Source organism: Archangium sp. Cb G35 (assembly GCF_001896145.1).
Classification (GTDB): domain Bacteria; phylum Myxococcota; class Myxococcia; order Myxococcales; family Myxococcaceae; genus Archangium; species Archangium violaceum.
Genome location: NZ_MPOI01000005.1, coordinates 144288 through 167549, shown reverse-complemented (window position 1 = coordinate 167549; position 23262 = coordinate 144288). Strand labels below are relative to the sequence as shown.

General features: G+C 69.9%; 20 protein-coding genes. 7 read left to right on the top strand and 13 right to left on the bottom strand.

Features of this window, described 5'->3' with window-relative positions:
* Window positions 1-83: 83 nt before the first annotated feature.
* The gene (locus tag BO221_RS17010; RefSeq protein ID WP_073561520.1) at window positions 84-749 is read left to right on the top strand and encodes a hypothetical protein; all 666 of its coding nucleotides are present in this window, start codon (window positions 84-86) and stop codon (window positions 747-749) included.
* A gap of 198 nt (window positions 750-947) precedes the next feature.
* On the opposite strand, the gene moaD is transcribed toward BO221_RS17010, so the two are convergent.
* From moaD to BO221_RS16985, 5 genes are all read right to left on the bottom strand, one after another.
* Window positions 948-1616, bottom strand: a complete 669-nt coding sequence (gene moaD / locus BO221_RS57345) for a molybdopterin converting factor subunit 1 (protein WP_073561519.1) — start codon at window positions 1614-1616, stop codon at window positions 948-950.
* Between the two features lie 6 nt (window positions 1617-1622).
* The gene (locus BO221_RS17000; protein ID WP_073561518.1) at window positions 1623-3470 is read right to left on the bottom strand and encodes a PKD domain-containing protein; all 1848 of its coding nucleotides are present in this window, start codon (window positions 3468-3470) and stop codon (window positions 1623-1625) included.
* Between the two features lie 7 nt (window positions 3471-3477).
* Window positions 3478-4203 carry an MXAN_2562 family outer membrane beta-barrel protein gene (locus BO221_RS16995; RefSeq protein WP_073561517.1) on the bottom strand — a complete coding sequence of 242 codons (726 nt, stop codon included), beginning with the start codon at window positions 4201-4203 and terminating at the stop codon, window positions 3478-3480.
* Complete coding sequence (locus tag BO221_RS54875) at window positions 4200-5111, bottom strand: MXAN_2561 family MXYO-CTERM-anchored protein (protein WP_158079863.1); 912 nt, start codon at window positions 5109-5111, stop codon at window positions 4200-4202. The genes BO221_RS16995 and BO221_RS54875 overlap by 4 nt, the downstream gene beginning before the upstream one ends.
* A 128-nt stretch (window positions 5112-5239) precedes the next feature.
* Complete coding sequence (locus BO221_RS16985) at window positions 5240-6265, bottom strand: aspartate-semialdehyde dehydrogenase (protein WP_073561515.1); 1026 nt, start codon at window positions 6263-6265, stop codon at window positions 5240-5242.
* Window positions 6266-6523: 258 nt separating this feature from the next.
* Between BO221_RS16985 and BO221_RS16980 the strand changes: the two genes are divergently transcribed.
* From BO221_RS16980 to BO221_RS16965, 4 genes are all read left to right on the top strand, one after another.
* Window positions 6524-7069, top strand: a complete 546-nt coding sequence (locus BO221_RS16980; protein ID WP_233166059.1) for a PDC sensor domain-containing protein — start codon at window positions 6524-6526, stop codon at window positions 7067-7069.
* Between the two features lie 4 nt (window positions 7070-7073).
* Window positions 7074-8972, top strand: coding sequence for a methyl-accepting chemotaxis protein (locus BO221_RS16975; RefSeq protein WP_073561513.1), 1899 nt, complete (start codon window positions 7074-7076; stop codon window positions 8970-8972).
* A 233-nt stretch (window positions 8973-9205) separates the two neighbouring features.
* Window positions 9206-9805, top strand: coding sequence for a hypothetical protein (locus BO221_RS16970; protein ID WP_083681108.1), 600 nt, complete (start codon window positions 9206-9208; stop codon window positions 9803-9805).
* Between the two features lie 15 nt (window positions 9806-9820).
* Window positions 9821-10834, top strand: coding sequence for a type VI immunity family protein (locus BO221_RS16965; protein ID WP_083681162.1), 1014 nt, complete (start codon window positions 9821-9823; stop codon window positions 10832-10834).
* Here BO221_RS16965 and BO221_RS16960 read toward each other — a convergent pair.
* Window positions 10788-11219, bottom strand: a complete 432-nt coding sequence (locus BO221_RS16960; RefSeq protein ID WP_073561512.1) for a hypothetical protein — start codon at window positions 11217-11219, stop codon at window positions 10788-10790. The genes BO221_RS16965 and BO221_RS16960 overlap by 47 nt on opposite strands.
* Window positions 11220-11565: 346 nt before the next feature.
* On the opposite strand from BO221_RS16960, the gene BO221_RS55470 reads away from it, so the two are divergent.
* Window positions 11566-12765: a hypothetical protein gene (locus BO221_RS55470; RefSeq protein WP_073561511.1), complete on the top strand. Its 1200-nt coding sequence runs from the start codon at window positions 11566-11568 to the stop codon at window positions 12763-12765.
* A 39-nt stretch (window positions 12766-12804) separates the two neighbouring features.
* Window positions 12805-13866, top strand: a complete 1062-nt coding sequence (locus BO221_RS16950; protein ID WP_233166057.1) for a peptidylprolyl isomerase — start codon at window positions 12805-12807, stop codon at window positions 13864-13866.
* Window positions 13867-13890: 24 nt separating this feature from the next.
* Here BO221_RS16950 and BO221_RS16945 read toward each other — a convergent pair whose 3' ends face one another.
* The 7 genes from BO221_RS16945 to BO221_RS16915 form a co-directional block, all read right to left on the bottom strand.
* Window positions 13891-16077, bottom strand: a complete 2187-nt coding sequence (locus BO221_RS16945) for a protein kinase (RefSeq protein WP_143195498.1) — start codon at window positions 16075-16077, stop codon at window positions 13891-13893.
* Window positions 16078-16080: 3 nt separating this feature from the next.
* On the bottom strand, window positions 16081-18351 hold the full coding sequence (locus BO221_RS16940) for a protein kinase (RefSeq protein WP_143195497.1): 2271 nt from the start codon (window positions 18349-18351) through the stop codon (window positions 16081-16083).
* 140 nt (window positions 18352-18491) lie between these two features.
* The gene (gene tsaB / locus BO221_RS16935) at window positions 18492-19226 is read right to left on the bottom strand and encodes a tRNA (adenosine(37)-N6)-threonylcarbamoyltransferase complex dimerization subunit type 1 TsaB (protein WP_073561508.1); all 735 of its coding nucleotides are present in this window, start codon (window positions 19224-19226) and stop codon (window positions 18492-18494) included.
* A gap of 10 nt (window positions 19227-19236) precedes the next feature.
* Window positions 19237-19677: a septal ring lytic transglycosylase RlpA family protein gene (locus BO221_RS16930; RefSeq protein WP_073561507.1), complete on the bottom strand. Its 441-nt coding sequence runs from the start codon at window positions 19675-19677 to the stop codon at window positions 19237-19239.
* A 223-nt stretch (window positions 19678-19900) separates the two neighbouring features.
* Window positions 19901-21532, bottom strand: a complete 1632-nt coding sequence (rseP, locus tag BO221_RS16925; protein WP_073561506.1) for an RIP metalloprotease RseP — start codon at window positions 21530-21532, stop codon at window positions 19901-19903.
* Window positions 21533-21614: 82 nt separating this feature from the next.
* The gene (locus BO221_RS16920) at window positions 21615-22442 is read right to left on the bottom strand and encodes a phosphatidate cytidylyltransferase (protein WP_073561505.1); all 828 of its coding nucleotides are present in this window, start codon (window positions 22440-22442) and stop codon (window positions 21615-21617) included.
* Entirely contained in the window at window positions 22439-23236 is a 798-nt protein-coding gene (locus tag BO221_RS16915) for an isoprenyl transferase (RefSeq protein ID WP_073561504.1), read from the bottom strand. The genes BO221_RS16920 and BO221_RS16915 overlap by 4 nt, the downstream gene beginning before the upstream one ends.
* Window positions 23237-23262 lie beyond the last annotated feature (26 nt).

The following is a 23262-nucleotide window of genomic DNA, read 5'->3' as shown; positions in this document are numbered from 1 at the left end:
CCGGCCGGAAGTGCCCCCCGGACGACGCTCGCCCGTCTGAAGGAGGCGCCAAGGCTCCGGGAAGGCCCTATGCTCGCCCTCCCATGAGCACCGAGGCGAAGAGCACCGAGGCGAAGCACGACGGCCTGTTCTGCGAGCTCTTCTGGGGCACCACCCGCAACGAGGTGTGGAGCTTCGCCCCCGAGCAGACGCAAGTGCTGGCCGCGCAGGATGAGAAGACGGCCCTGCCCCTCTACGGCTTCACCCTGCCGGAGGAGCCCTTCCTGCTCGCCGAGCGCACCGAGAAGGGTTACCGCGTCTTCGTGCCTCCCGCCTCGCGCGTCGAGCGCAGCCGGCGCGGCGATGCCTTCCGCCCCGTGCCGGAGGCGGAGATGCAACGGAACGGGGACCGCATCTCGGTGGAGCTCGTGCGGGACGACCGGTTGCGCCTGCGCGAGGGGGAGCTCGCCCTGCACCTCACCCACTCCGTCGCGGGCAAGCGCGAGGCGAGCGTGCGGCTGCGTGACCTCGGCTGGGTGGCGATGGGTGCCGCCCTCTTCCTCAGCCTGCCGGTGGGTTTCCTCTTCGCGGGGCCGTCTGCCGAGAAGATGGCCGAGTCCAACGCCCGCGCCCTCAAGGCGGCACGTGAGCGCGAGGAGGCCGAGCGCAAGCGGCTCGGAGTGGACCAGCCCGCCCGGCCCATCTCGCCGGACGCACAGAAGCCCGATGCGGGCGTGAAGACACTGCCCGCCAACCTCGGCGTCCACTGAAGTGTGCCCCTGAGTACCGCGCTGACAACGCGCCCATCTCCCCTCGCCCTCCGGGAGAGGGACGGGGTGAGGGTGCCACGCATCACGGGTTGAACCCGTTGTCCCCACTGGGGTCCACGGGTTGGAGAACGGGCCCGGGAACCCTCACCCTGACCCTCTCCCGAGGGGAGAGGGGATATTGGGGGGTGTTGAAGAGGCTCAGGGCCCCAGGCCCACCCAGACCTCTCCATCCTCGAAGAACTCCTTCTTCCAGATGGGGACGTCCTGCTTGAGCCGCTCGATGGCGTGCTCGCACCCGAGGAACGCCTCCTTCCGGTGCGGCGCCGCCGCGGCGATGACCACGGCCAGCTCGCCCGGCTTCAACGTCCCCACCCGGTGCACGATCGCCAGCCGCGTCCCGTTGAACTTCCCCGCCACCTCGGCGCCAATCTCCGCCAGCTTCTTCTCCGCCATGGGCGGATAGGCCTCGTACTCCAGCCTCAGCACGCGCCTGCCCCGCGTCTGGTTCCGCACCGAACCCGAGAAGGTCACGAGCCCGCCATACGCCTCGCCGGACACCGCCTCCACCACCTCCTCCAGCCTCAGCGGCCGGTCCACCACGCGGAACAGGCCACCACTGCCTCCCGCCACCGGTGGAATGAGGGCCAGCTCCGCTCCCGCGGGAACCTCGGTCTCCGCGCTGGAGAACTCCTGGTTCACCGCCACCCGCAGGTGCGGCAGCAGGGGCGCCAGCGCCGGGTGACGCGTGGCGAGCAGGCGCAGCACATCCTCCACGCGCGCTCCCGAGGGCAACTCCAGCGGCTCACGCGGCAGACCCACGCGCTCGCGCGCCGCGGCGAAATACAGGACGGTGATGGTGTTGGACACGGCTCCCTACCTGCTCCGCTCCCGGAGCACGGCGCTCGCCCGGAAACGGCCGCCGCCCTCCTCGGGTGCGAAGTCGATGAAGACATTCTCCACGGGCGGCAGCTGATCCATCAGCGTGCCCACCAGCGAGCGCGCCACGGGCAACTGCTGCGGCGACACACCGGGCACTTCCTTCGGAGCATCCAGCTCGGCGCGCAGCCGGCCCACGTCCACCATGGCCGACACGTGGCCCGGCTCGAAGGCATTGCCCCCGTAACGCTCGCGCAGGGCCACGCCCAGGTCCCCCGAGGGCCTCGCTCCCAGCGACTCGCCGCCATTCACCGACAGCCGGTCCGCCGACACGGTGAACTCCACCGGCTGATCCATCACCCGCGTGCGCAGGCGCGTGGCGTCCGCGCCCTTCAATACCTCGTAGGGCTGTCCACGCTCCTTCAGCCGCCCGGTGAGCCACTCCAGCACGGGCTCGGCGCGCACGAGCCCCGCCTGGAAGAGCAACGTGCCGCGCGGCTCCGGCCGCCGGTTGCCCAGGAAGAAGTTGCGGTAGAAGGCCACCGCGTCGAAGTACGCCAGCAGCGTCATGTCTCCGCGCAGCGCACCCAGCAGCTCATCCGTGCCGGCCGCGTCGAAGCCCTGATCCTTCAGCCGCAGCAGCGTCCGCTCGCGGCGCTCCGAGCCGGGCGCGCCGAAGACGAGCTTGGTCATCTCCTCCGGCGGCATGGACACCATCAGCGCGGCGATGGGGCCCGCGGGCGCCTTGCCCAGCAGCTCCGAGCCCGGCCCGCTCTTGCCCGCGAACAGCGACTTGTCCGAGGCCACCCAGCCCTCCAGCTCCGCCTTTCCCTCCTCCACCCGCAGCGCCGCCCAGAGGCCCCGGATGCCCTCGGACTCCTCCCCCTCCTCCGCCCGCGCGAAGAGGTGCACGTTGCCCGCCCCCACCTTCGGCCTCAGCTCGGTGAGCAGCGGCTGCTCGGACAGCCCCGGTCCGCTCATTCCCGTAATCCGCGCCCGGATCGGCTCCACCTCCGCCGCCCCCGTCCCGCCCTCCTGGGCCAGCACCTTCTCGATGCGCCCGCTCGCCTGTTCCTCCTCGTCCCCGCCCTCCTCCTCCGGCGAGTCCGGCACCACCAGGTACAGGTAGCCCCGGTCCGCGAAGAGCAGCATCTGCGTCCCGCTCTCGCGCTCGAAGCGCACGGCGCCCCCGGCCTCCCGCCCCACGACGCGCGCGCCTCCAGCGCGCAATTCATCCACCACCGCCTCCAGCGCGGCCTCGCTGTCCGTCACGCCCAGCAGCGCCACGGTGCCCTCGAAGCCCGGCAGCGAGAAGAACCCCACGCCCTCCTCCGGGTCCACCAGCCGGGGCTCGCCCCGCAGCTCGCGCAGCACCAGCGACAGCAGCGGCGCGTCCTCCAGCGCCTGCCGCGTCTGCGCCTGGCCCAGCATCCGCGCGAAGAAGCCCACCAGCGGCTCCACGTTTCCACGCAGCTGGGGGAAGAAGACAGCCACCTCCACGTCGGCGGGCATGGCGCGCAGCACCGGCCGCGGCACCACCGTCACCGTGGCACTGGCCAGCACCTCGTCCTTCTCCAGCGCGCGCACCTGGAAGCTGCCCGCACGCGGGAAGGCATGGGACACCCGCGCACCCGGCTGGGGCGGCGAGCCGTCTCCGAAGTCCCACGTCACTTCCGGCGCGCCCCGGGCCTCGGAGCCGAAGCCCACCGGCACGCCGGCCTCCACCGTGCGATCTCCCCCCGCCTCCGGTTTCACCGCCCTCCGGCAGCCGGGACCCACCAGGGCCACGGCCACCACCGCGAGGACTGTCAGGGCTCGAGGAAAGGCTCGCACATGCGCTTTCATGGACGGCCTAGTAATCCAGCGCCAGTCCGAACATCCAGTACCCGTCGGAGAGATCGAACCCCTTGCCGCCAAAGTTGTTCACTTTCGCGTACGTGTACTCGGCGAAGAGATAGCTGTGATTCACCCCGAGGTCCGAGTCGAAGTCGCGCGCCAGCCGAGGCTCCAGCACGTCCAGCATGAAGGCGATGCCACCCACCACCTCCCAGCCGAACCTCATGCCCTTGCCCGTGCCACCTTCCTCCGGCGTTTCAATCTCCCCGCCCTTGGTGGACCACCACGGCATGAGGACGAGACCGGGCTTGATGTAGGGCACCAGCGGAATGCCCCAGTGGAACGCGGGGTAGTCGAACTTGTAGAGGGCCCGCACGCGGATGGGCAGCACATGCAAGCCCGTGCGATCCGCGGTCTCCGCGCCCCCCTCCGTCTGGGCGGCGGCATACTTCTCCGCGTACCCCAGCGACACGCTCACGCCCGCCGTGCCGATGTCCTGGTAGAAGAAGCGCTGCATCTCCATCTCGAAGAGCAGCATGTTGGAGCCGCCGAACGTCTGCGAATACGGCCGCTCCCCGTCCTCCAGGGCCTCCTCCGCGTCGAGCTGCGGCTTGTAGCCTCCGAGCCGGAACTCCACGGCACCGCTGCGTGGCGACTGGGTGGGCACATCGGACGTCTCCTGCGCCTCGCCTGGAAGCGCGGTGAGCACCACCGCGATGCCGAGGGCCACTGCTCGAGTCATGAACGATTTCTCCTTGAGAACAGCCAGAACCCCAGGGCGGCCAACATGCCTCCGCCCGCGAAACCTCCGCCCGTGGCACCGCACCCCGTCTCCTCGCCGCCCGCATCACGGTACCGATCATAGAAGCCATACGTCCGGGTGGGCGTGCCCTCCCCCGTGGCCGACGCCGGGCTCTGGTTGCCCGCCACGTCGATGGCATAGGCCTCGACCTGGTACGTCACATCGTTCTGCAGGTTCTTCACCCGCACCGCTCCCACGTTCACGCCCTGCTTCTCGCTGGAGACCCTGACCCCCTCCCGCAGCGCCACCACCTCCACCTGGATGGCGTCCTCCGGCGCATCCACCTCCACCCGCAGCGCCTTGTCCAGCGAGGCCACCTCCGAGATGGAGGGCGCATCCGGGCTCTTCGTGTCGTAGGTGATCTCCAGCGGCGTCGCCGCCTTCACCACGTTGGAGCTGCACGAGCCCAACCCATCGTACGTCTTCGTCGCCGCGCACAGCAGCATCGCGGACTCGACGCCCGGATCGCCGCACGCCACCGTCCCAGCATCCGTGGTGGTGGAGGAGAAGATGGGCAGGTTGGCCACCGGGAAGGTCGCCGTCGCGCCGCCACCCGACGAGGTGATGGTGCTGAGCGGAATCGAGGGCAGGCCGCGGGTGGACCCCGACGTCTGCGCGGAGGACGAATCCCGGCAGTCCTCGTCGGTGGTGATCCACAGGGAGAGATCGGCACAGGGCGTGCCGGTCACCCGCCAGTTGAAGGAGCTCGACCCGCCACATTGGCTCGGACCGACGCTCAGGGTGTCCGAATTGGCCGTGGACTGGACCGTGACCTGGACCTGGGTCCCGAACTGTCCAAACGCCGCGGACGACAGGAGGACCGCTGCGGAGAAGAGGAGGTTACGCATGGGCGGGAAGGAGGGTAGCAAGCCCGAGGCCAGGAGAAACCCGGCCCTCCTCCCAGGGGTTACGTAGGGGACGGGCCCCCCTCCCCCGGTCAAATGGGCAGGAGCGGCCCGGTGGCGTTGCCAAATTGTCAGGAGTCGGACCCGGCGAGCCGCAGACCGGCCTCCACCAGGTTGAGGGCGGCACCCCGGCCGGCGTTGTCCACGGTGGCGAAGAGGGTGAGCCACTCGGGGGCCTGGGGGAAGGAGCGCAGGCGGCCCACATGGATGGTGGGGTCCGCGGTGACGAGGCTGGGCAGGGGGTAGACCTTCTCGGTGGGTGAATCCAACAGCTTGAGCGCGGGCGAGCCCTTGAGGGCGGCGCGCGCCTGGTCCACCGGTGCGGGCTTCTTCAGCCGCACGTGGAGGCTGAGCCCATGGCCGAAGAAGGTGGGCACCTGGACGGCGGTGCCGGCCACCACGGGCACCTCGCCCTTGCTGGCGAAGAGCCGGGCGCACTCCAGCGTCCAGCCGGCCTCCTCCTCCGTCCAGGGCGAGTTGGCCAGGAAGGGGCCCACCTGGGGCACCAGGTTGAAGCCCACGCGGTGGGGGAAGACGTGCGCCTCGGGCTCGCGGCCGGACAGGAGCGCCGACGTCTGCTGCTCCAGCTCCTTGAGGCCCCGCTGGCCCGAGGAGGACACGCCCATGAGGGCCGTCACCTGCACCTGGGCCACGCCAAAGGCCTGGCGCAGCGGCTCCACGATGTTGGCCACCGCCGTCGTCACCGCCGAGGGCAGCGACACGATGCGGCCCTTGAAGGAGCCCAACGCCTCGGAGTTGAAGCCGGGGAGCACCAGCGGGACGGCGCCCTCGGCGCGGAAGGCGGAGCTCGCGTCCACCACCCAGGCGCCCGCGGCCTGGGCCATGGGGGCCAGGGTGCGCGAGGCGTCCGCTGGAGTGGCGAGCAGCACCAGGCCGATGCCCCGGAGCGTCTCGGCGGACACGGTCTCCACCTCCAGCGTCTCCTCGCCGTACGCCAGCTCCTCGCCCTCGGAGCGCTCCGAGCCCAGCACGGTGAGCTGCTCGGCGGGGAAGTCCCGCAGCAGGAGGGTGGAGAGCACCTCGGTGCCCACCACGCCCGTGGCGCCCACCACGGCGATTCGCAGATTCTCGTTCATGGCGGCCCCTTTACCCCAGCCCCTCGCCCGGCGCACGGACCGTGCTTGCCCCTCGGGCAGACGCACGCATGACGCCCCCTTCGAGTCCCGCACTCGTCGTTGACTACGACCGGGGTAGGACAAAAACCGACACGACTCGTAGTCGACGACGAGTGAGGCCGCCCGCCTGGAGGCCCTCCCGCCATGTCCGCATGGAGGGGAAGCAGGGGCCCGGGCGCGGACCGGTCCACGCGTTCCCATCCGGTAGACTGGAGGGACATGTCGATGTGGACCCTCGTGCCGTTGTTGCTGCTCGCGAACGTGCCGCCGGACGGCGCGGCGCAATTGAAGAAGGTGGACGGGCTGATGCCGGAGCTGCGGCGCATGGCCACGGATCCAACGGTGGTGCGCGAGGTGAAGCGGCAGAACGCGCGGCGCGTGTCCCTGGAGAACATCCGGCAGTGGGATGAGGAGTGGCGCGCGACGCCGGCCCTCACGCCTCTCAAGCGCCAGTTGCTGGGCAGCCCGTGCGCGCGGACGCTCGAGCGTCACCGGGCGCAGCTGGGCCGGAAGGTGGCCGAGGCCTTCGTCATGGACAACCAGGGCGCGCTGGTGGGCGCCACGCGGCGCACGTCCGATTACTGGCAGGGTGACGAGCCCAAGTGGCGCGAGTCCTTCAAGGGAGGCCGGGGCGGGGAGCTGCGCGAGAAACCCTTCTTCGACGAGTCCTCCCAGTCCTATGTCGTCCAGGTGTCCGTACCGGTGAAGGATGGCGCCCGCGTCATCGGCGCCCTCACCGTCTCCATCTCCCTGCTCGAGCTCTGACATCATGACTCTCCCCTTTCTGGGTGGCCTCAAGCTGCGCGCCCGCATCACCCTGTCCGTGGCGTTGCTCTCGGCGTTCGCCATCCTGTCCGTGACGATGTCGGGCCTCTCCATCACCCGGCGCACGTTGGGCAAGCAGATCGACGCCACGTTGAAGGCCGAGGCCGAGGGCCTCAAGGATCTGGTGGAGCGGATCCTCGCCGAGCGCGAGGCCAACGTCCGCGGCTGGTCCGAGGACACCATCCTGCGGGGTGCGTTGCTCTTCGACACCTTCGACAAGAGCGACGCGGTGCTGGCGGGGCTGGCGAAGAACCACGCCTCCATCAGCGGCTTCGTGCTCTTCGACGAGCAGGGCCGCGCCGTATCGGCGAGCTCGAAGGAGCTGCTCAAGGGCTACCAGGGCCACGAGCGCGAGGTGCGTGAGTCGGAGTGGTACCGGGCGGCGCTCGAGGGGCGCTTCACCGCCGATGCGCTCGGGCGGGAGAAGGACCCTGTCTTTGGCAAGCGGGTGCTGCCGCTGGCCGCGCCGGTGAAGAGCCCGGCCAGTGGGGCCCGCATCGGCGTGCTGCTGGCCGCGTATGACTGGAGCCAGGTGCGGGACGTGGTGAAGGCCTCGATGAAGCGGGCCAACGAACGCGCCCAGGAGAGCTTCGCCCTGGAGGTGCGGCGCGAGGATGGCACGGTGCTCTTCAACTCACGTCCGCCGGATGTGGAGCCCCCGGCGGCGCCCGTGTCCCAGGAGGCCATCAACGGCACGGACGTGCGGGACGTGGGGGACGGCTGGCACTTCGTGGCCACCCTGGACGCGCGGGAGGCCTATGCCCCCCTGGTGCAGGCGGCCCTGATGGCGCTCGGGATGATGGGGTTCTTCCTGGCGCTGGTCATCGTGGGCGCGTGGTGGCTGGCGCGCGGCATCGCCCGGCCCATCTCCGCGCTGAGCGAGGCGGTGACGCACGTGCTCGAGGAGGGAGACCTCTCGCACCACGTGGAGGTGAACAGCCGGGACGAGGTGGGAGAGCTGGCCCACGCCTTCTCGCGGATGATGGAGCAGCTGCGCCAGACGACGGTGGGCCTGCAGCAGGGCACGCGCGTGCTCACCGGCGCCGTGGCGGAGCTGAGCAAGGCGGCCGAGCACCAGGAGCGCAACCTCTCGCGCCAGGCGGCGGCCATCCAGGAGACGCAGGTCACCGCGCAGGAGATTCAACAGACATCGAAGATGGCGGAGGAGCGCTCGCGGGCGGTGCTCCAGGTGACGGAGCGGGCGGAAGAGGTGGGCCGCCTGGGCGAGGAGACGCTGGGGGCGAGCATCGAGGGGCTGCAGGAGCTGCACGAGAAGGTGGGGCGCCTGGCCAGCACCATCCTGCTGCTGGGCAACCGCACGCAGCAGATTGGAGAGATCGCCCAGACGGTGAAGGATCTGGCGGACCAATCGAACATGCTGGCGCTCAACGCCGCCATCGAGGCGGTGCGCTCGGGCGAGCACGGCAAGGGCTTCGGCGTGGTGGCGCGTGAAATCCGCGCCCTGGCGGACCAGTCCATCGAGTCGACGGACCGGGTGCGCGAGCTGCTGGACGATATCGGCAAGTCCATCCAGGACACGGTGACGATGACGGAGAAGGGACAGCAGCAGATGCAGGGCGGGCTGTCGCAGATCAAGGCCAGCGGCGAGAGCCTCCGGGAGCTGACGTCGATCGTGAAGGACAACGCGGGAGCGGCGCGGCAGATCGCCGTGGCGGTGAGCCAGCAGAACGCGGGCATCACGCAGATCTTCACCGCGGTGTCGGACCTGTCGTCGCTGATGGAGGAGACGATGCAGGGAGTGCAGTCCACCACGCGGGCCACGAGCAGCCTGCGCGAGGCGGCCGAGCGCATGGAGTCCGTGGCGCGCACCTACCGGGCGTAGTGCGTATGTCCTCTCCTCACACTAGCTCTCGCGGGGCGCGGCGGGTCTCGGTCTCGCGGCTCCTCGCCACCGTCCCGGTGGCAGCGCTCCTCTGCCTCTCCTGCACCATGGTCCATCCCCGGCTCCATGGGGGTGGGCAACACACGGGCACCCGAGCTCAGTTCAACCAGTCATGCGGTGCTGCCTGCGCGGCCCCGGTCAACGCGAGCACTGGAGAGATCCTCGCGCCGGCGGTGTCCCGGGCCGGACAGGTGTTCGAGAAAGCCGTCCAGGCCGCCGAAGTCCTCCAGGGATTCATCCACGTCACCAGGTTCCTCGATGAAGCCCAGAAAGGCGTCGTCGAGGGTGTGTTGAAGGAATGCGTCCAAGCGGCCAACAAACAGGTGGATGAGGAGCTCTTCGGCAAGGATCGCACCCTGCCCGACTCGGAGTGCGAGAAGGAGCCCACCGTCAAGGACAAGCTCGCCCCCTCCTGGGCACGACACCTCGGGAAGCTGAAGCACGCGGTCGCCTTCGAGTGTATTCAGCGGCGGCTCGCGGAGAAGTTTCCCGACAACTTCGCCGTGGAGCCGCGCTACCGGAAGGACGAGCTCACGAATGAAGTGCTGCTCACCGACAGGCGTACCGGCTCGCTCCGGCCCGATATCGTCATCCACTTCACCCGCAACGCCACCCGGATTCAGTGCATCTACGACCTCAAGTTCCCTTGTGGCTACGCGGTGGGCAACCCCTGGAACGCTGAAGCCGTGAGACAGATGAAGTCGTATGAAAGCCTCGGTGGCCAGTGCAAACCCGCTCTCGTCACCCCTCAGTTTGGCGTTGATCGCCGGTAGCGCCCGCCGATGCTCATGAACCCCTCCCCTCGCATCAGGCTCTCGGGCCCGGTCAGGACCAAGGCATGGACGCGTGAGACGGGCGCCATCGAGCGCATCGAGGACCGGCTCCTCATCCGTGACCTGGTCCGTATCGTCTTCTTCGTCCCTTTTGACCACTTCCAGATCGCAGCGGACGTGTCCCACGCGCTCGACAGCTATCTCCGCGCCGTGGAAGGACACCCCGAAGCCCTCTCTCGCTACACCTGCTGCTACTGGGAGCCACGCGAACTGAGCGAGCAGGGTTGGGAGCTCATCCGGGAGATCCTGCGGCCCAAGGAGCGCAGGTACTTCGACGACTACACGCCCGACGAGGCCTTCCATCCCGAGAAGGAAGGTGCGGAGCCACATTTCAGCATCTACGCCGATGGCGATCGCGGCTACGCCTTCAGCTATCACGCGCGGATCCCCTGGCGCGAGCCGCCCCCCCACAGCGTGAGTGTGCTCCAGGTCACCCTGCCGACGGAGTATCTCGAGGAGCGTGGTGCGGGCACCGTTCGCGCGCTGGCACTCGACATGGCCTCACGGCTGCCCTTCGCCTCGGGACATGCTGGCCTCGCGCTCTCCAGCTGGTACCCCGTGGACGAGCAGTTGGACCGGCTTCGCCCGGTGATCTTCCGTCACCCCGGCTTCGACATCCGCAACGCCAGCATCCACGACAACCTGGGCGCCAGGGTGGATGGCATCCACTGGCTGAACTTCCTTGGGCATCCGGTGCTGAAGGAGCTGGGAGGCGCCTCGAGTCTCCGAGCCCGGCTCCAGAGTCCCGCGACCAACGTGCAGGACATGGGAGAGGAGCGCGTCGTCGTATCGATAGGACCCTACCCCGAAGCCGGTGACCTGGCTCGAGGCCAGGAGCTTCCTGCGTACCGGGAGTTCGCGAAGGTACTGGAGCCCTGGCTGGAGCCATTCCCCTGGCGCCTCACCCACTTCACGGACCCTTCTATCGAAGAGGAGTTGCGGCGTTGGTGGAGGCGCTTCCTCGACTGAGCCGCTGCAACACGTCACGGGCTGACCACAGCATGAGGCCCACCACGAGGCTTCCACCGAACGCCGCCAATCCCTGCATCAACATGAAGACCTCACCCCCGTGCAGGCCATGGCGAAGTGTCGCCAAGTCCGCCAAGGGCCCGAGGCCATGCAGGGGGAGCAGGAGAAGCGAGCCCCACCACGCCCAGCGCCGCCGCGCCCAGAGGAAGGGCACGAGCATCAGGGTGAGCGGTCCCGGCAGGTAGAAGAGTGCCCGGAACAACTCGCCGGTGGAGCGGCCAAGACGCGTCAACTCGATGTGCTCGTTCCAGACGAATGAGATGACCCCCAACGTGGGCAGCAGAGCGCCGATCACCAGAAGTACACAGGCCGCTCGCAGCAGCATGGGGGGACAACGAAGCCCGCGTCGGAGCTTGATGCGCTTCCATGTCGAGTCTCCTGAGGAACGAGCCAGGAGATTAGCCCCAAGCCGCATCCGCGGCGCTCCTGGTTCCTCCGGCTGGTGACAGCAGTCACCAGGTGAAACGGGAGTCACCAGGGGCAGGTCATCAGCCCGGCCCCCGGAATCCCTCGCGGACTTCCCTGCTCGCGAGCGTTTCCCAAGGGAAAACGGGCCTTTCGCTCGTCCCCGTGGGGCCGCGTGGGCCCTGGCACACCTCCTGCTCTGGATGGCGCACATCCACGGCGAAAGCCGCCGCGCCACCCGAACCCGACTCCCGCAGGAGCCTCCCATGACCACGCCCGTCGCCAACAACCACCCCTCGCTGCAACGCTCGAACTCGGCCCCCGCGCTCGGCGCCACCGAGAGGTCGGCCCTGACCCGGACGAACTCGGCGCCCCACTTCACCACGCCCAAGAGCGCCTCCATCGCTCCGCTCCACGCGCAGGACACCCTGGAGCCCGCCGCCAAGACGTCGGCCGCCGCCGCCAAGCAGAACCTGCTCGGCAAGTACGTGCAGAACGCCACCGACGCCGCTCACGCCAATGGCGCCGCCGGCGCGTTCGGCAAGCTGAAGACGGGCGGTGGCCTCGCCGCCGGTGTCGCTGGCATCGGCGCCAATTCCGCGGGCCTCGCCAACGCAATCAAGAGCGGTGACACCAGCCAGGCCGTCGACAGCGGCCTCATGCTGGGCAAGAGCGTGCTGAACACCGTCAGGGGCGGGCTCGACGTGGCCGCCATGATCCAGTCCGGCAAGGAGTTCCAGAACCTGAAGGGCGCCGCCCAGGCGGCCCTCGGGGCCAGCGGCCCGGTGGCCGAAAACATCGCCAGCAAGGTCGCCGAGTCCGTGCTCTCCGGCAATCCGCTGCGTGACATCGACGTGCTGGGCGAGCTCGCGAAGTCCAAGGGCGCCGGGGCCAACTTCGGCACCACCCTGAAGCAGGGCGCCGCGGATGCGCTCCGCGCCGTCGGTGGCGAGAAGCTGGCTGGGAAGCTCGAGGGTGGCATCGCCAAGGCGGGCCAGCAGGCCGCCGCGAGCGGCGCCCACGGCCTGAAGGACGCGGCGAAGAACGCCTTCAAGACGGGGGATGCCATCGCCGACGCCGCCAAGGGCGCCGAGTCCGTGGCGAAGCTGGGCGCCAAGGGCGCGAGCACGGCGGCCAAGGCCGCGGGCCGGTTCGCCCCGGGCGTCAACATCGGCATCGCCGCCCTCGACACCGCCATGGCCGCCAAGACGATCGCCGATCCCAACGCGAGCATCGCCTCCAAGGTGACGTCCGGCATCACCGCCGCCGGCTCCATCGCGGCCGCCACCAACATCCCCATCGTCTCGCAGGTGGGCGCGGCCATCTCCACCGCTTCCTCCGTGGCCGGCACGGTCGTCGAGAACTTCGACACCATCAAGGAGGGCGCCAAGAAGGTCGGCGAGGGCATCAAGGAGGGCGCCAAGAAGGTCGGCGAGGGCATCAAGAACTTCTTCAGCGGCTGGTAGTCGTCTCCCCCTGGTCTCCACCTTGCAGAGGCACGCACCATGAGCTCCCACGCTTCCAGTTCCCAGTCGTTCGGATTGCCCCGGATCTCGCCCACCTGGCGGGACGAGCGGAGTCACCCCGTGGTGTTGCCCCAGGTGGAGGCCCCCTCCCTGGAGGGGCTGTCCGTCACCCTCCCCGCCCCCCAGGGCTTCACCGCCGACCAGGTCCAGGAGCGCTTCCTGGAGCTGGCGCGGCCCCACGCCACCGAGCACTACCGCTACCCCACCGAGCAGATCGCCTGGGGAGACGAGGTCCTCCTCAACATCGCGGGCTACTCCCAGGGCCACCTCATCCCCTTCAGCCTGCACACCGACGTCTGGCTCCCCGTGCAACCGGATCCGATGCTGCCCGGCCTGTATGAGGCACTCGTCGGCCGCTCGCCCGGTGGCGGGGTGGTGGTGGAGGTCACCCTGCCCGCGGAGTACCCCGTCGAGTCGCTGCGCGGCACGCCGGCCCGCTTCGTCGTCCAGGTGCAGGCCGCGCGCGAGCTGAAGTACCCCGGCTTCGAGAGCGAGGACTTCCTGCTGGCCTTCGGCCGGGGCCACACGCTGCAGGAGGCCATGCGCGACATCGTGCGGCAGATGGAGGACGAGGCCGCGCAGCTGCTCCTGGTGCAGGCCCAGCAGGAGGTGCTCAACCAGCTGGCCGCGCGCACCCACGTGGAGATTCCCACGGCGCTGGTGGACGAGGAGATCCGCCGCCGTTGGAGCGCCAGCGAGGGCCGCTCCGCCGGCGAGCTCCAGTTCAACGGCCCGGAGCGCGAGGAGTCGCTCAACGCGTGGCTGAAGGACGCGGACACCCGCGCCGAGGTGGAGCACCGGCTGCGCATCAGCCTCGCCCTGGGCGCCATCTGCAAGCGCGATGGCCTGACCCTCACGCCGCAGGTGGTGGAGAAGGTCCTCCGGGACCAGGCCAACGCGGGCGGGCTGACGATGGAGGAGATGGCGGCGGCCCTGCGCGCCGAGCCGCGCAACCTGGCCCGGATCGATCAGGTGGCCTGGCACCTCATGGCCGTCGACCACGTCATGCGTCAGGCGAAGATTCAAATCGAGGGCGCCTGAGTTCCGCGGCTCCCTCCGGGCCGTTCACTGCTTCCTCGGCGCCACGGAGATGCGCCTCACGCTGCGCGTCTCCCAGTCGATCCGGAACTTCGCGAGGGGCGAGGAGGAGCGCCCGATCCCCAGCACGCAGTACCGTTCGCCCTTGGACAAGGTGAACTCCTGGCGGACGAGCAGCGACGCAGCCCCACCGCGATTCAGGTGGAAGGAGAGATGCGCGTTTCTCGCCGGCCTCCCCGCCTTCTCCTCCAGGAAGAGCGGGATGCTCAAGCCGCACCGCATGGAGGCTCTGAAGGAGAAGAACACGGAGAGATGCACCTTCTCGTCCGTGACGGCGTCCACCCCCTCCAGCGCGAGCCGCGCGCCCTGAAGGCAGGCGGACGCGCTCTCCACCGCCAGCTCACGCGGGGTGAGCTCGATGTCTCCGGGTGTCTCCATCCGCAGCGCCACGGAAGGAATATCGAGCGACCGGCTCGGCCGGGCCAACTCCGGGGAGGTCGAGCGAGAGGGAGAGTAGATGCGGCCGCCCCGCGCGAGGTCCACGGCCTCACGGTGCCAGGTCTCGGACGGCAGGGGGCCGGCACGCAGCCGCACATCATCCATGGCCATCGCCGGAGCCAGCTCTCCGGGAACCAGGGCATCCCAGCCAATGCGGAGTCCCTCACCGAGCCCGCCCCCCGGCACGGGCGCCACGTCCTCCGCCACGGGCTTCCCATCCAGCCAGAGGCGCATGCCGGTGGAGCCCCACTCCAGCGCGACGTACATGAAGCGGCCCAACTCCAGGGGCTCGGGAGACACCAGCTCGCGCGGGCCCACCCCGAACTTCAGCCGTCCCGACTCGTCCAGCCGGAGCTGGAGCGTGCGCTGGATGCCCGCGTACGCCGCCAGCACGGGACCGGCCCCCGGCCTCTCGCGGCTGAGCAACAGGGACAGCGCCCCCTCGGACGGAATCGCGAACTCCGGGCGCCCTTCTTCCCGCACCACCTCGAGCGAGCCCTTGCCCCCCAGCAGCACGGCCCGTCCCCGCACGCCTGGAATCGGGTCCACCTCCGACGGCCTCAACGCGGGCCCCTTCTCCGCGCTCTTGAACAGGAGCGCCCTGTCGGAGTCCTCGAAGGACCAGTGGGCCAGCACCTTCCCGGCCGGAATCCCGGGAGGCGCTGATTCCCGCACCGCCGGCTCGCCGGGCTCCGAGGGAGTGGGCGGTTCCACGGGCCTTGGCGGCTCCGGCGGCGCGGCCACCACGGGAGGGGCTGGCGCGGGCTCGCGTTTCGCCGACACGAAGGCCACGGCGCCCACGGCCAGCGCGGCTCCGGCGGCGGCCAGGGGCCAACGGGACGCGGTCCTCGGCGGAGGCGCATCGAGCGCCAGCAGAGCATCCGCGGCGCTGGGAAAACGGTCCTCGGGCCTGCGCGCCACGAGCTTCCGGAGGAAGGCCTGGAACCGCGCGGACACGTGGATCTCCCGCGTGAAGGCCAGCTCCCAGTCTCCGCTGAGCAGCGTCTCCGGAGGACGCCGGCCGAGCAGGTGCAGCAACGAGGCCCCCAGTGCATACAAATCGCTCGCCGGTGAGACGCTGCCCCCGAGCTGCTCCGGAGCCATGTAACCGAAGGTACCGTTGAGCGTGGCCTCGTGCGTGCGGCCGTCGCGGAGCGCCCGCGCCGAGCCGAAGTCCACCAGCACGATGTGGCCGTCCTCGCGCCGGATGAGGTTGGCCGGCTTGACGTCGCGGTGCAGCACGGGCGGCTGGCGCGAGTGCAGGAAGCCGAGGATCCGCAGCACCTCTCGGGCGATCTTCCGCGCCTCGGCCTCGTCGAAACGGTGGTGCTCCAGACGTGCCGCCAGCGACTCGCCGGAGACGTAGTCCTGCACCAGGTAGAAGCGGGCCTGGGCGCCCTCGCCCTCGGTGAAGGAGGCGTGGAGCCGGGGGATGTTCGGATGGGAGAGCGCCTCGAGCAGGCGGGACTCGCGCTCGAAGGCCTCCACCTTCTCCGCGTCCGGCGCGTGCGCGAAAACGAGCTCCTTGATGGCCACGGAGCGGCCCCCGGCATCGAGCGCCAGGTACAACCGGCCATGGACACTCTGCGAGAGGACCCGCTGCACCCGCAGCCCGCCCGGAGCCCGCGCGGCACCACAGAAGGAGCAGCGAGGCTCCGCGCAGGGACGGGCACACGCCACACACGAGCCAGGGGCCATACCAACGGGAGCGCTCACGCCCTACTCCTCCACCAGGGAGATATTGTCGATGGCGCCCTCGACCTCCGCGCCATACCCGAGGATCGCGATGTTCTTCACGGCCCGGATGGGCCCGGCCTTGAACGGCGCGAGCAGCTCACTGAGCTCCACCTTCACGTGCTGCCACTGGCCGGGACGGACCGGCACGAAGTGCGTGGCGGCGCCGCCACCGAAGACGGATGCCTCCGGCACGGAGCCGAGCTCCACGAAGAGGCTCTTCGTCCCAGCGACGGACTCCATATGGAACTCCATCCCCAGGGCCAGGCCCGCCCCCGGCACGCCGCGCGTCAGCTTCACGTCCAGCTCGAGCCACAAGCGGCTCGCCCGGTAGATGCCGTGATCCCGGGGCCGCGTCAGCAGGAAGATGCCCCGCTCTTTTCCAGGACCCGCCTGGAAGAGCGCCAGGCGGGGATTCCCCTCCTCCTCGACGAACTTGTACTCCTGCACCACGCGCTGTGGGAGCGGCCGCGGCTCCCACCGGCGGAGCCCACGGGAGAAGTCCTCGAAGAAGAGCGGCGGCCCCGGGGTGTACTCGCCCGCCGCGCCGGGCCTGCCCTCCTCCAGGGCCGCGAGCGCCGTCACCGCCTCCTCGGGCAGCACGCCGCGGTAGAGGGTCAGGTCATCGAGGGTCACCCGCGGCAACGCGGCCGCGTCCGGCTCCGTCGAGCTCCCGCCGAGCCAGAGCGTCTGTCCCTGGCGGGAAGCGAGGACGGGTGTGGGCTCCTCGGCCACGAGCCTGCCACCGATGTACAGGCGCGTCCCGTCCCTCCCCCAGGTGGCCACGACGTGGTGGAAGACGTCCGGGGCGAGCCGCACGCGTGGCTCGAGCCACCGGGAGCCCTCGGCGCTGAACCGCAGGTGCCCGCCGTTGACGACGAGCGCGAGGTGGGCGCCCACGGGGCTCTCTTCGCCGGAGGCACTCTTCGAGGCAACCACCGTTCCCAGCGTGTCCAGCAAGGCGTCACGCCGCAACCAGACGGAGAGCGAGCCCTCCTCGAGTCCCTCCAGGACGGTGGGCTGCCCGGCGCTCGCGTTCGTGGAGTCCCGGACCACCTCCACCGGGGATTGAGGCCCGAGCCGGAGCGCGCTGCCCCGCAGGCCGGTGTCCCGCATGCCCCTGGGCGTGACGAGATCGAAGCGCCGCAGGTCATCGCGCGCCAGGCGCGTCAGGGCGGGGTTCTCGCCCTGCGTCTTGCGCAGCACGGGGTCGTCCTCGTCGAAGCGCCAGCGTGCGTGCGGAGGAAAGTCCGGCAGCAGGGGCAGGTGTGGCTCCCACGGAGGAGGAAGGGGCACCTCCACCTCGGCGGGCCCGGTCACCGCGGGGGTCACCTCCGGCTGGGGAGCGGGCTCGGGAGTCCTGGAGGACGGAAGCACGGCCCACGCGGCGATTCCCACCACGGCGCCCAGCACGGCCACCGGGATGGCGGCACGGCGCCAGAGGGACACCGGCTGGTTGTCACCCGAGGAGGACTCCAACGCGAGCTGCGCGTCGAGCGCGGAGCGGAAGCGTTGGGCCGGGTCGCGTGCGATGAGCTTGAGGAGGAAGCGCTCCATGCGCGGAGAGACGAAGGCATGGGCCGCGACGTCCAGCGAGAGGTCCGACGCGAGCATCTCCTCGGGCGACCTGCCGCTGAGCAGGTGCAGCAACGAGGCGCCCAGCGCGTAGAGGTCACACGTCTCGTCGAGCGTCCCACCGAGCTGCTCCGGGGGCATGTACCCGAACGTGCCCACCATGGTGGCGCCGGCCGTGCCCGAGCCGAAGAGGTCCCGCGCGGCGCCGAAGTCCACGAGGAACACGGCCCCATCCTCGCGGCGCACGAGGTTGGCGGGCTTCACGTCGCGGTGGACGATGCGCGGCGACAGCTCGTGCAGGTAGCGCAGGACATCGAGCACCTGCCGGGCCACCTCGAGGGCTTCTTCATCACGCAGGCGGCGCTTGTGGAGCAGGTCGCGCAGGGAGGTGCCCTGGATGAGCTCCTGGGCGAGGTAGAGGCGCGTGTGGACGCCGCTCCCCGCCTGGAAGGAGTCCACGAAGCGGGGGATGCGCGGATGGGAGACCTGGCGCAACAGGCGGGCCTCGCGCTCGAAGTCCTCGAGTTGCCGCGCCTCGGGCACCAGCGAGAAGACGAGCTCCTTGAGGGCCACCTGTCCGCCATCGGGCGCCCGAGCGGCGTAGAGCCGCCCATGGGGACTCTGGGAGAGGAGGCGCAGCACCCGGTAGCCTCCGGGCATGGCCGCGGCACTGCAACGCACGCATCGCCCTTCCGCCAGCTCGCCTTCACAGAGCGGACAGTGGGAGAGCGGAGACGCGTCGGAGACGGAACGGGGGGCAGGGGCACTCACGGCCGGGACAGTCTAACCCGGCGGCGCGGTGGCTCCCCTCGGGTACACCCTCAGTCCTCCTTGAGGCGCGCGGTGGGCGGAGGCCCGGGCAGCGGAGGGAACTTGGGGTTGCGCTCGGGCTCGGAGGCGCGGACGTAGTGCGGCTCCAGGGCGAAGAGCGCCTCCAGGGTCTGCGTCTCGGGGAAGCGCACCAGCGAGGCCAGCGCCACCGCCGAGGGGAAGAAGGGAGCGCTCAGCAACCGCGAGGGCGCCACGCCCTGGGCCTCCAGGGCCGCGCGGTACTCGGGCAGTGCGGGGCCCAGCGCGAGCGCCTCGGGCTCGGCGGCCATGCGCGCGGCCACCTCCTCCGGGCTCATCGCCTCCTCGGGCCCCAGGGCCTCCACCCGCTGGCCCACGCGCCGGTAGGGCCCCAGGTAGAGGTCATCCTTGCGCGCCACCGCGAGGGCGAAGAGGGGCGGACCCTCGGGGCCTTCCAGGGCCACGGCCGCGAGCGAGGAAGCCCCGGCCACCTTGAGGCCCGCCGCGTACGCCAGCCCCTTCACGCAGGACAGGCCGATGCGCAGGCCGGTGAAGGAGCCCGGGCCGAGACCGATGGCCATGCCCTCCAGGGACTTCAGCGTCACGCCGTGCCGGGCGAGCAACTCGCCGACGACGCCGGGGAGCACCTCGCTCTGCTTCTTCGGAGGGCCCACCACCAGGTGCTCGAGGACACGCACCCCCTCCCCTTCCCGCTCCACGAGGGCCAGCGACAACGTGAGGGTGGAGGTATCGAGCGCGAGGAACATGGGGAGGCTTCTACCCGGTCTTGTCCGCGCAGCGGTAGAGGCGAACCCGGGCCAGCCCCTTCTCCATCATGCCGAGCTGCTTCGCCGCGGCGGTCGACACATCCACCACGCGCCCTTTGACGAAGGGCCCCCGGTCGTTGACGCGCACCTCCACCGAGCGCCCGTTCTCCATGTTCACCACCCGGAGGCACGTGCCGAAGGGCAGCTTCTTGTGAGCGGCGGTGAGCTTCTGGGGGTTGAACTTCTCGCCGCTGGCGGTGGGCCGGCCGGCGAAGCCCGGGCCGTAGTACGAGGCGAGCCCCTCCTCCAGCCAGCCGCGAGCCGGGGGCGGCTTCTCCGGCCGAGCCTCCTCCCGGTCCGGCTTCTCCTCGGCCGTGGGCCGGGTGGCACGAGGCGCACAGCCCGCCAGCAACCCCAACCCCACCGTCAAACCCACGAGCAGTCGCCGCATCGCACCTCACCAATCCCGTTCAATATCCCCTCTCCCCTCGGGAGAGGGTCAGGGTGAGGGTATCTGTCCCCGTTCTCCAACCCATGGCCCATTTGGGGACAAGGGGTTCAACCCGGGATGCGTGGCACCCTCACCCCGTCCCTCTCCCGGAGGGCGAGGGGAAATAGCCACGTCGTCAGCGCTTTTTCTCCGGGGCACCTGTCGCGGACATACCTGAAGGGACTCAGCGGGTGATGTCGTTGATCAACGCCATGCCCATCAGCGCCATCAGCAGCACGAGGCCAACGACGTTGGCCACCTCGCGCACGCGCACCGGAATGGGGCGGCGGCGGATGCCTTCCCAGAAGGCGGACAGCAGGTGGAAGCCATCGAGGATGGGGATGGGCAGCAGGTTCATCACGCCCAGGTTGATGGAGATGATGGCCATCAGGTTGAGGAAGTAGTCCAACCCCTGGTCCACGCTCTTGGAGGCCAGCTGGTACATCATCACCGGCCCGCCCAGCGTCTTGTGCGACACCTGGCCGGTGACGAGCCCGCCAATCACCTTCACCATCTGCCCGACGATCTTGGGCACCACGGTGGCGGCCTCGCGAAGCGCCTCGCCCACCCCGAGCGTCACCGTCACCTTGTCCGTGGGCAGCAGCTCCGCCGACGAGGGCAGCCAGGGACGCAGGCCCAGCTCGAGCCGGGAGGACTCCTGGCCCATCTCGTCCTTACTGGTGTGGGAGGCCTGGGCAATCTTTTCCGTGCGCACCTGGCCGTCCGCCGAGCGCCAGCCGAGCTGGAAGGACTGCTCCTTCAGGGTGCTGAGCTTGCCGGCCAGGACGTTGAACGAATTGAGCGGCTCACCGTTGAAGGAGACGAGCTGATCTCCCACCCGCAGGCCGGCCTTCTCCGCCGGGCTGCCCGGGAACACGGAGCCCACGTAAATGTCCGCGGCCTGGGCCCCCAGGGCGGCGAAGCCCTCGGCACCCGGCTGCTTCTGCACCGTCACCTTGTGCACGGAGGGCGAGTACCCCGTCACCACACCGGCCGGCACCGGCGCCAACCGCTGCACGGTGAGCTCCAGCGTCCCCTCCATCTTCGCCAACTGCTCGTTGAGCGCGGCCTCGTCGGGGACGGCCACCCCGTTGATGGACAGGACGCGGTCGAAGGTCTTCAGCCCGGCCTGCGCGGCCGGCGAGCCCGGGGGCACGCCCACCACGGCGGGCCGGTTGGTGTGCGCCACGCCAATCTGCCCCCGCTCCACCGAGTCCACCGGAGAGGACTCGACGATGCGGTTGGGCGTCACGTTGACGATCTGCTGCTTGCCATCGCGCTCGATGGTGATGGGGATGGAGCGGTCGAAGCGGCCGACGAAGGCCTCGCGCATCTCCTCGAAGGTCCGCACCTTGTCGCCATCCACCGCGACGATGCGGTCTCCGGGCCGGATGCCGGCGGCGGCCGCGGGCATGGCGGGATCCACGTACCCCACCCGGGTGGAGATGGTCTCGTGCGGCCCGAAGAAGACGAAGAAGTAGATGAGGACGGGGAAGACCAGATTGAAGACGGGCCCGGCCACCACGATGAGGGCGCGCTTCCACGGCGCGGCGTTGAGGAAGCCGCGCTGGGCGTCCTCGGGGCTCAGCTCCTCGTGGGGGGTGTCCCCGGCCATCTTCACGTAGCCGCCCAGGGGAAGCAGGGCCACCTGATACTCCGTCTCCCCCTTGGTGAAGCCGAACAGCTTCGGCCCGAACCCGATGGAGAAACGGATGACCTTCACCCCGCAGGCCTTGGCCACGAGGAAGTGGCCCAGCTCATGGACGGTGATGAGCACGCCGAGCAGGACGATGAACAGACCGGGACCTTGAAGCATGGTGCCAACACTAACCGTGGGACTCATGCCCGACAATGCGCATCGCGGCCCGGAGTCCTGCCAACCGGACAATCGGCGGCCGCTACGGAAGCAGCCCGCGCACGAAGGTCACGTAGACGAACACCAGCGGCGCGTTGAAGAGCAGCGCGTCGATCCGGTCCAGGATGCCGCCGTGCCCCGGGATGGCCACACCGGAATCCTTCACCCCGTAGGCCCGCTTGAGCATGGACTCGCACAGGTCCCCGATGGGACCCAGGATGCCGCCCAGGATTCCCAGCACCAGACAGTCCGTCACCGTGAGCATGGGATAGAAGAAGCCCCGGGTGATGAACATGCCCACCACCGAGCCCACCATGCCGCCGAAGAAGCCCTCCCAGGTCTTGTTGGGGCTCACCTCGGGGTAGAGCTTGTGGCGGCCCAGGAAGCGGCCGGCGAAGTAGGCGGAGGTATCGTTGGCCCAGGTGATGACGAGCGCGGAGATGGACCACGCCATCCCGTCCGGCATCAACCGCAGGGCGGCCACGGCGGTGAGCCCCACCGAGCCGTACAACATGCCCGTCACCAGGTGGGCCACCCGCGTGGGCGCGTCCTGAAGGGGGCCCCGGATGAGGTGGTAGGTGAAGGCGAAGAACAAATAGAAGGCGAGGATCCAGAAGGCCCCCGCCCCGGTGCGCTCCGGATCCTTCAACGTCAGGGCGGGCAACAGGCCCGCGAGCACGATCCCCACCCAGGCCGCCGGAGAGAGCGTCTTCTGGGTGATGAGGTAGTACTCACTGGCGCAAATGGCGGCGGCGACGCTCAGCAGTGCCGCGCTGTAGAGACCTCCCTTGAACAACAGGAAGATGACCAGCGGCAGCAGGGTGAGCGCCGATACAGTCCGGATGACGAGGTTCTTGTTCTTCTCGTTCACGCCTTGGCCCGGTGGGAGTCCTCTCGCTTCACTTGCGCGGAGGTGAGACCGAAGCGCCGCTCGCGTTGCTGGTATTGAGCCAGGCAGCGCAGGAAGGCCTCGGTCCTGAAGTCCGGCCAGAGGACGTCGCTGAAACACAGTTCCGCGTACGCCAGCTGCCAGAGCAGGAAGTTGGAGATGCGCTGCTCACCACTGGTGCGCACCACCAGGTCCAGCGGTGGCAGCCCGTTCGTCCAGAGGTAGGACTCGAAGGTCTGGGTGTCCAGTTGCGCCGGCGTCAGCTCGCCCTTGCAGGCGGCCTCGGCCATGCGGCGCGCCGCATGGGCCAGCTCCTCGCGTCCGCCATAGGACAGCGCCAGCGTCAGCACCATGCCCTTGTTGTCCGCCGAGTCCGCCCGCAGCCGGTCCAGCGGCTCCTTCACGAAGCGCGGCAGCTTCTCCACCTCGCCAATGGCGTTGAGGCGGATGCCGTTCTCCAGGATTTCCGTGCGCTCGCTCTCGAGGTACTCGCGCAGCAGGTCCATGAGGGCGGCCACCTCCTCGGCGGGGCGGGCCCAGTTCTGCGAGGAGAAGGCGTAGAGGGTGAGGGCCTGGACGCCCACGCGCCGGGCGCAGCGGGTCACCTCGCGCACACTGTTGGAGCCCTCGCGATGGCCCTCCTCCCGGGGCAGGCCGCGCATCTCCGCCCAGCGGCCGTTGCCATCCATGATGATACCCACATGGCGCGGCAGGGGCCGTTCCTGGACGAGTCGCTCGAGAGCAGCCACAGAGGGAGGTGACACAGGGCGTTCCATGAGGCTGCGCAATGTAGAGGCACCAC